Raw genomic sequence first — 7040 nt, forward strand, 5'->3', positions numbered from 1 at the left:
ACCGAGACTGCAGCGAACACCGAGACCGCGGAGAGCACCGAGACCGTGGCCGCCGAGCCGGCCGGGGCCGAGCCGCCGGAACAGACCGACTGACGATGCCGCGCCCCGACCCCTTCGGGACAGCGGGGCTGCGCGAGGGCACCCTGCTGGCCTGGGCATCGTCCCCGACCCGGCTGCGGGAGGACGCCGCCACCGAGGCCGACCTCGTCCGGGCCGGCTACCGGGACCGGGTGCTGACCGAACTCGCGCAGAACGCGGCCGACGCGGCCGCGCGCGCGGGCGTGCCGGGGGTGCTGTGCCTGTGGCGCGACGGCGACGACCTGCACGTCGCGAACACCGGCGCGGTGCTCGACGAGGCCGGCGTGCAGGCGCTGACGGCCCTGCGCGCGTCGAGCAAGACGGGCGGGGTCGGCCGGTTCGGGGTCGGGTTCACCGCCGTCGCGGCGGTCAGCGCGGACATCGAGATCCGTTCGCGTTCCGGCTCGATCCGCTTCTCCGCCGCACGCACCCGGGACGCCCTCGCCGACCGCGACCTGCCCGTCCCGGAATCCGGCATCCCGGTGCTGCGTCTCGCCTGGCCGGTTCCCGCACCACCCGCGCCGGGCTGGGACACCGAGGTGGTGCTGCGGCTGCGTGCCGGCATCGACGCCGACGCGCTGCTCGACGGGTTCGCCGCGGAGGCCGTCGACCTGCTCCTCGAACTGCCCGCCCTGACCACCGTCACGGTCGGCGCTCGCACGTTCACCCGCACCTGCACCGACACCGAGTCCGGGCTGCGTGTCGTCGCCGTCGGCGAGCGGACCTGGTGGGAGTACACGGGCCCGCACGCCCGCTGGCTCGTTCCGGTCGTCGACGGGGTGCCGGTGCCGGTGTCCCAGGACGTGCTGCGTGCCCCCACCCGCTCGGACGAGGAACTCTCGCTGCCCGCGCTGGTGATCGCCGACGTGCCGATGCAACCCGACCGGCGCCGCCTGCTCCCCGGCGCCCCGGTGGCCGGGCTCGTCCGCGGTTACGCCGACTTCGTCGCGGCCCTGCCCCCGCGGCACCGGCCGTCGATGGTTCCGGTTCCCGGTTTCGCGCGCAGCGAGGTCGACGCGCTGCTGCGGGAGGCCGTACTGCAGGAGCTGCGCGCGCATCCGTGGCTGCCCCCCGCCGACGGCGGCGACGATCTGCTCCCGGACCGCGCCACCGCACTGACCGGTCTGACCGACGAGCTCGCCGGTGTCCTCGCCGACGTCGTGCCCGGCCTGATCCGGCCCGATCTGTGCGGGCCGCGGCACGCGGCGGCGCTCGGCGCCGTCGACGTGCACCGGCTCGGGCCGGCGCGGATCGCCGAACTGCTCGCCGGCGTCGAGCGTGAACCCGCATGGTGGTACCGGCTGTACGAGGCGCTCACCCCGTTGGTCGTCGACGCCGTGGTCGCCGAGGAACTCGCCGCGATCCCGGTCCCGCTGTCGGACGGGCGCACCGTGACCGGGCCGCGGACCACCGTGCTGGGCACGGACGTCGGGCATCTGCGGCTGCCGTGGGTGCGTCTCGTGCATCCCGACGCCGCACATCCGCTGCTCACCCGGCTCGGCGCCGGCACGGTCACGGCGGCGGATCTGCTCGCGGATCCGGCCCTGCTCGCGGCGGTCGAGGACGTCGACGCCGCGGACTGCGAGGCGACGACCGAACTGGCGGACGTCGTACTCCGGCTGGCCGCACAGGTACCGGCCGCGGCGGTGCCCCGGGAGCTCGGAGCGCTGCTGCTGTCCGACGTCGACGGTGAACTCGTGCCCGCCGACGAACTGCTGCTGCCGGGGGCACCCCTCGCCGAGGTGCTGGTGCCGGACGCGCCGTTCGCCACCCTCGACCCGCAGGTGGCCGAACGGTACGACGCCGACGCGCTGCGGGCGGTCGGTGTCGGATGGGGTTTCACCGTGCTGCGCGCCGAACTGCCCACCGGTCCCGATCACGACCTGCCCGACGAGGAACAGTGGTGGGAAACCCTCGACGGGGACCCCGACCTGCTCGTGGCCGTGCGCGATCTCGACCTGGTCGACGACGCGTGCTGGGACCGGGCCCTGTCGCTCCTCGTCGCCGATCCCGGCACCGCCGCGGTCCTCGACGATCGCCGTGGCTACACCGCCTGGTGGCTGCGCACCTTCGCGACGCTGGACGGCCGGACGCTCGGGCACCTGCGCGCCCCCGACGACGACGCGTTCGCCGGGCTGCTCGACCCCTGCCCGCACCCGGACGCGGACCGTCTGCGGGCGTGTCTGGCCGCGACGGACGTCGAGAGCACGGAGGCGGCCGCGCTGCTCCTCGACCTCCTGGCCGATCCCGACCGCATCCCCGTCCCGGTCGTCACCGTCCACACCCACGCCGCCCTGGCCGCGGCGAGCGCCGCCGGCGTACTCGACCTCGACGACCTGCACCTGCCCGACGCCGTCCGCAGCCTCGCCGGGACGACCGTCGATGCCGCGCACGCACTGGTCCTGGACCGGCCCTGGCTCGCCGCCGTGATCCCCGCCGACCGGCTCGTGCTCGGCACCCTGCCGGCCGCGCCGGTCCTCGCCGACCTCCTCGACGTGCCCCTCGCCTCGGCCGAGGTGTCCGGCCATGTCACCGGCCCGGGGCGCGCGACCGAATGGCGGAACGAGCCGGCCGCGGTGCTCGCCGCGGCCGTCGCGGGGCGGACGGTGCCGCGCGGACCGCTCGTCGTGCACGAGCGGCTGACCGTGCGCTGCTCGGGCGCGGTCACCGGCGCGCACGAGGTCGCGTGGTGGGTGGACGGCAGCGGCACGACGCACTGCACCGCATCGGGACTGGCCGCCGCCGTCGCGGCGCTCGCGCCGGCGGAGCCGCGATGAGTATCGACACGACGACCCTCGAGGGGGTGGTGGACCTGCGCGAACCCGCGTTGACCGCCCTGGTCACCGTCGTCACCCACTCGGGAGGCATGACCGCGATCGCCGTCGTCACGGCGGTGCTGACGGTGCTGATGCTGCGCGCGGGCCGCCGCGACGATGCGCTGCTGCTGTCCGCGACGATCCTCACGGGCTGGCCGCTGATGAGCCTGCTCAAGCTGCAGTTCGGCCGGGAACGCCCCCCGCAGCCCGAACGCCTCGTCGAACTGACCACCCACTCGTTCCCGTCCGGTCACGCCATGATGACCGCGATGCTGGCGACGGTGCTCGCCGTCGTGATCGCCCGGCGGTCGCCGCCCGGCAGCCACGGGGCCCTCGTGGCGTACTGCGCTCTCGGCGCCTACACGCTCGCGGTCGGGCTCTCGCGGGTCTACCTCGCGGCGCACTGGCTGACCGACGTCGTCGCCGGGTGGGTGCTGGGGTCGTTGTGGGCGTTGCTGTGGGTGGGGTTGATCACGCGGGTGCAGTCCCGGCTGTCACCACGGCCGTGACGCCGGGCGGCACGCGCCCTCTCGTCAGTCCAGTCCGACCTGAGCGCCGCGCCGGCCCAGCCGTGCGGCCCGGCGCTGCACGAGGAACAGGGTGAATCCCAAGAGTCCCACGATGATTCCGGCTACACACACGGGCAGTGCGGCCGACCACCGCTCGTCCGCGACGAGCACGACGATCGTCGCCACCGTCCACAGCGCCGTGCCGATCGCCAGTGCGGCGCGGGGATCGGCGAGGCGCCGGGTCCGCTCGGCGATCGTGCGTGCGTCGTTCACGATTTCAGGCTAGTCCAGCCCGGTTGCAATAATCTCCCGTTGCGACGCAGCCCCCACCCCAGAGCGGAAGTCGATATGGCCCAATCCTCAGAGCGGAAGTCCGGCACGGCGGTCGGCACCTCCTTCCTCGACACCTACTTCAAGATCACCGAACGGGGATCGACGGTCTCGCGGGAGGTGCGCGGTGGTGTCGTCACGTTCGTCGCGATGGCCTACATCGTGGTGCTCAATCCGCTGATCCTGGGCAGCTTCTCCCCGGACGACGCCACGGCCAAGGTCGACGTGCTCGGCAACATCCTGCCGGTCAACCAGGTCGCGGCCGTCACCGCGCTGGTGGCCGGACTGATGAGCATCGTCTTCGGCATCGTCGCCAACTATCCGTTCGCCATCGCGGCCGGCCTGGGCATCAACACCCTGCTGGCGGTCACCATCGCGCCCCAGGTCACCTGGCCCGAGGCGATGGGCCTCGTGGTGATCGACGGCATCATCATCGTGATCCTCGCCGTCACCGGTTTCCGCACCGCCGTGTTCAACGCGATCCCGCCCGAGCTGAAGGCGGCCATTGCGGCCGGTATCGGTGCGTTCATCGCCCTGATCGGCATGGTCGACGCCGGATTCGTGCGCCGCCTGCCGGACGCGGCCGGCACCACCGTCCCCGTCGGGCTGGGCATCGACGGTTCGATCGCGTCGTGGCCGACCGCGGTGTTCGTGTTCGGCGTGCTGCTGATGGGGGTGCTCGTCGTGCGCCGGGTGCCCGGCGGTCTGCTCATCGGCATCGTCGCGACCACGGTGGTGGCCGCGATCGTCGAGGCGGTCGCCGGCGTCGGGCCGTCGCAGGGCACCGACCCGAAGGGCTGGAACCTGAGCACCCCGGAGGTGCCCGACAAGGTGGCCGGCGTGCCGGATCTGAGCCTGGTGGGCAACGTCGACCTCTTCGGCGCGTTCACCCGGATCGGCGTGATCGCCGCGACACTGCTCGTGTTCACACTCGTCCTGGCCAACTTCTTCGACGCGATGGGCACGATGACCGGCCTCGGCAAGGAAGCCGGGCTCACCGACAAGAACGGCAACCTGCCCGGCATCGGCCGTGCCCTCGTCGTCGAGGGCACCGGTGCCGTCGCCGGTGGTGTGGGATCCGCGTCGTCGAACACGGTGTTCGTCGAGTCCGCCTCCGGCATCGCCGAGGGTGCGCGCACCGGTCTCGCGAACGTGGTGACCGGCGTGCTGTTCCTCGCCGCGATGTTCCTCACCCCGCTCTACGAGATGGTGCCGGTCGAGGCCGCCGCCCCGGCTCTCGTGGTGGTCGGCGCCCTCATGATCGGGCAGGTCCGCGACATCGACTTCACCCAGTTCGCCATCGCACTGCCCGCGTTCCTCACGATCGTCGTCATGCCGTTCACCTACTCGATCGCCAACGGCATCGGCGTCGGCTTCATCACGTGGGTCGTCCTGCACGCCGCGGCCGGAAAGGCGCGGACGGTGCATCCGCTGCTGTGGGTGGTGGCAGGCTTGTTCGTCGCCTACTTCGCGGTGGACCCGATCACCGAACTGCTCACCTGACATGCGGCGCGATGTGTCCGGTCGGTCCCGTATTGTGCACGCCATGACATCGGAACATCGCACGCTCGCCGGCGACCTCTCGTTGGCAGTCGTGCGCCTGACGCGCCATTTGCGGGGGCGGCGCTCCGATTCCCGGGTGTCCCTGACTCAGCTGTCGGCCATGACCACGCTGAGGCAGGAGGGAGCGATGACCCCCGGTGCGCTGGCCGCACGCGAGAAGGTCCAGCCGCCGTCCATGACGCGGGTGATCGCCTCGCTCGACGAGATCGGGCTCGTCGAACGGACCCCGCATCCCACGGACGGCCGGCAGGTCATCGTCTCGCTCTCGGACGCGGGCCGGGCACTGCTGATCGACGAGCAGCAGGCCCGGGAGGCGTGGCTGACCGAACGCCTCGCCACCTTGGACGAGGCCAGCCTCGCCACGCTCGGGGACGCGGTGGAGATCATCAACAAGCTGGTCAGCGAAGCGGAGTGAGCCGATCCCGGTCCTCGTGGCCGGGATGTGCCCGGCGAACCCGCCGACGAGCCCGGGACGTGGCCTGGGAGAATCGACGGCGTGGTGCACATCGTCGACATCGAGGATCCCGCCGACCCCCGGCTGAACGACTTCCGAGACCTCAACTCGGCGGATCGCCGGCCCGACCTGCCGGCCGGCAAGGGGTTGGTGATCGCGGAGGGCGTGCTCGTCGTCCAGCGGATGCTCGATTCGCGATTCACACCCGGCAGCCTGCTCGGGGTGGATCGTCGTCTCGGTGAACTCGCCGACGACCTGCGCGACGTCGACGTGCCGTTCTACCGCACCTCGGCCGAGGTCATGGCCGAGGTCGTCGGCTTCCACCTCAACCGCGGGGTGCTCGCCGTGGCGCACCGGCCGCCGGCGCTCGCCCTCGACGACGTCCTCGAGAAGGCCACCACGGTGGCGGTGCTCGAGGGTGTCAACGACCACGAGAACCTCGGCTCGATGTTCCGCAACGCCGCCGGCCTCGGTGTCGACGCCGTCGTGTTCGGCAAGGGCTGCGCCGACCCGCTGTACCGGCGGTCGGTGCGGGTCTCGATGGGTCATGTCCTGCGAGTGCCGTTCGCGCACGTCGAAACGTGGCCGGACGATCTGGACCTGCTGCGGGCGCGCGGCTTCCAGCTCATCTCGCTCACTCCGAATCCCGAGGCCGTGCCGCTGGCCGAGGCGATGACGGGGGAGAAGGTCGCGCTGCTCCTCGGTGCCGAGGGTCCGGGGCTGACCGAGCACGCGATGCGCGCGACGGACGTGCGGGCCCGCATTCCGATGGCCCCGGGCACCGACTCGCTCAACGTCGCCACGGCCGCGGCGATGGCGTTCTACGAGCGGGTACGGATCCCGCGGTGATCGCGCCCCCGCGCGCCCCGTCGACACCGTGGTCGACGGGACTGACGCTGACGGGTTTCGCCCTCGCCGTCACGGTGGTGACGATCGTGGCGTTCGGGCTCGAACTCGGGCGCGTGCACCCCCTGCTCGTGGTGATCGTCAACCTCGTCGCCGCGGCCGGGATCGCCCCCACCCTGTGGTGGTGGCGTCGGGTGCCGCTGTGGCGGTGGATCGCCGCCGGCGTCGCCGCCGGTGTCCCGGTCGGCTGGATCGTCCTGCTCGCCGCGGCGGCGTTCTGAGCGGATCCACGGCCGCGAACGAATCTGCCAGGCGCACCGGTTATTCCGCGCGCGTACGGCCGGGCAGTGCGCGGCCGGGCGCGGAGATCCGCCGCGGCCACCACCGCCGTCGCGCGGGCCGGGCGCCCGGTGCGTCCCGGTCGGCGGGGGGGCGCCCGCCGCC

At 72.8% G+C, this 7040-nt stretch carries 7 protein-coding genes; 6 read left to right on the forward strand and 1 reads right to left on the reverse strand.

The annotated features are described in order from the left end of the window. Window positions 1–95: 95 nt before the first annotated feature. Together OEY_RS0111260 and OEY_RS0111265 are read left to right on the forward strand one after the other, a co-directional pair. Window positions 96–2855 carry a sacsin N-terminal ATP-binding-like domain-containing protein gene (locus OEY_RS0111260; RefSeq protein WP_010593980.1) on the forward strand — a complete coding sequence of 920 codons (2760 nt, stop codon included), beginning with the start codon at window positions 96–98 and terminating at the stop codon, window positions 2853–2855. Then, window positions 2768–3403: a phosphatase PAP2 family protein gene (locus tag OEY_RS0111265; protein ID WP_010593981.1), complete on the forward strand. Its 636-nt coding sequence runs from the start codon at window positions 2768–2770 to the stop codon at window positions 3401–3403. The genes OEY_RS0111260 and OEY_RS0111265 overlap by 88 nt, the downstream gene beginning before the upstream one ends. A 24-nt stretch (window positions 3404–3427) precedes the next feature. On the opposite strand, the gene OEY_RS0111270 is transcribed toward OEY_RS0111265, so the two are convergent. Further along, window positions 3428–3676: a DUF2530 domain-containing protein gene (locus OEY_RS0111270; protein WP_010593982.1), complete on the reverse strand. Its 249-nt coding sequence runs from the start codon at window positions 3674–3676 to the stop codon at window positions 3428–3430. Between the two features lie 75 nt (window positions 3677–3751). Here OEY_RS0111270 and OEY_RS0111275 point away from each other — a divergent pair, with 75 nt between their 5' ends. The 4 genes from OEY_RS0111275 to OEY_RS0111290 all read left to right on the forward strand — a co-directional run bounded on the left by OEY_RS0111275 (window position 3752) and on the right by OEY_RS0111290 (window position 6877). Further along, on the forward strand, window positions 3752–5236 hold the full coding sequence (locus OEY_RS0111275; RefSeq protein ID WP_010593983.1) for an NCS2 family permease: 1485 nt from the start codon (window positions 3752–3754) through the stop codon (window positions 5234–5236). 43 nt (window positions 5237–5279) lie between these two features. Continuing rightward, complete coding sequence (locus OEY_RS0111280) at window positions 5280–5711, forward strand: MarR family winged helix-turn-helix transcriptional regulator (protein ID WP_010593984.1); 432 nt, start codon at window positions 5280–5282, stop codon at window positions 5709–5711. 81 nt (window positions 5712–5792) lie between these two features. Next, window positions 5793–6599, forward strand: a complete 807-nt coding sequence (locus OEY_RS0111285) for a TrmH family RNA methyltransferase (protein WP_010593985.1) — start codon at window positions 5793–5795, stop codon at window positions 6597–6599. After that, window positions 6596–6877 carry a DUF2537 domain-containing protein gene (locus OEY_RS0111290; RefSeq protein WP_010593986.1) on the forward strand — a complete coding sequence of 94 codons (282 nt, stop codon included), beginning with the start codon at window positions 6596–6598 and terminating at the stop codon, window positions 6875–6877. Before OEY_RS0111285 ends, OEY_RS0111290 begins: the two co-directional genes overlap by 4 nt. Window positions 6878–7040 lie beyond the last annotated feature (163 nt).

Origin of the sequence: Rhodococcus sp. P14, from assembly GCF_000256505.1 — a bacterium.
Classification (GTDB): Bacteria; Actinomycetota; Actinomycetes; order Mycobacteriales; family Mycobacteriaceae; genus Rhodococcus; species Rhodococcus ruber.

Coding starts and splice junctions, on each gene's coding strand:
- OEY_RS0111260 (WP_010593980.1), top strand. CDS start 96: ATGCCGCGCCCCGACCCCTTCGGGACAGCGGGGCTGCGCGAGGGCACC.
- OEY_RS0111275 (WP_010593983.1), top strand. CDS start 3,752: ATGGCCCAATCCTCAGAGCGGAAGTCCGGCACGGCGGTCGGCACCTCC.
- OEY_RS0111280 (WP_010593984.1), top strand. CDS start 5,280: ATGACATCGGAACATCGCACGCTCGCCGGCGACCTCTCGTTGGCAGTC.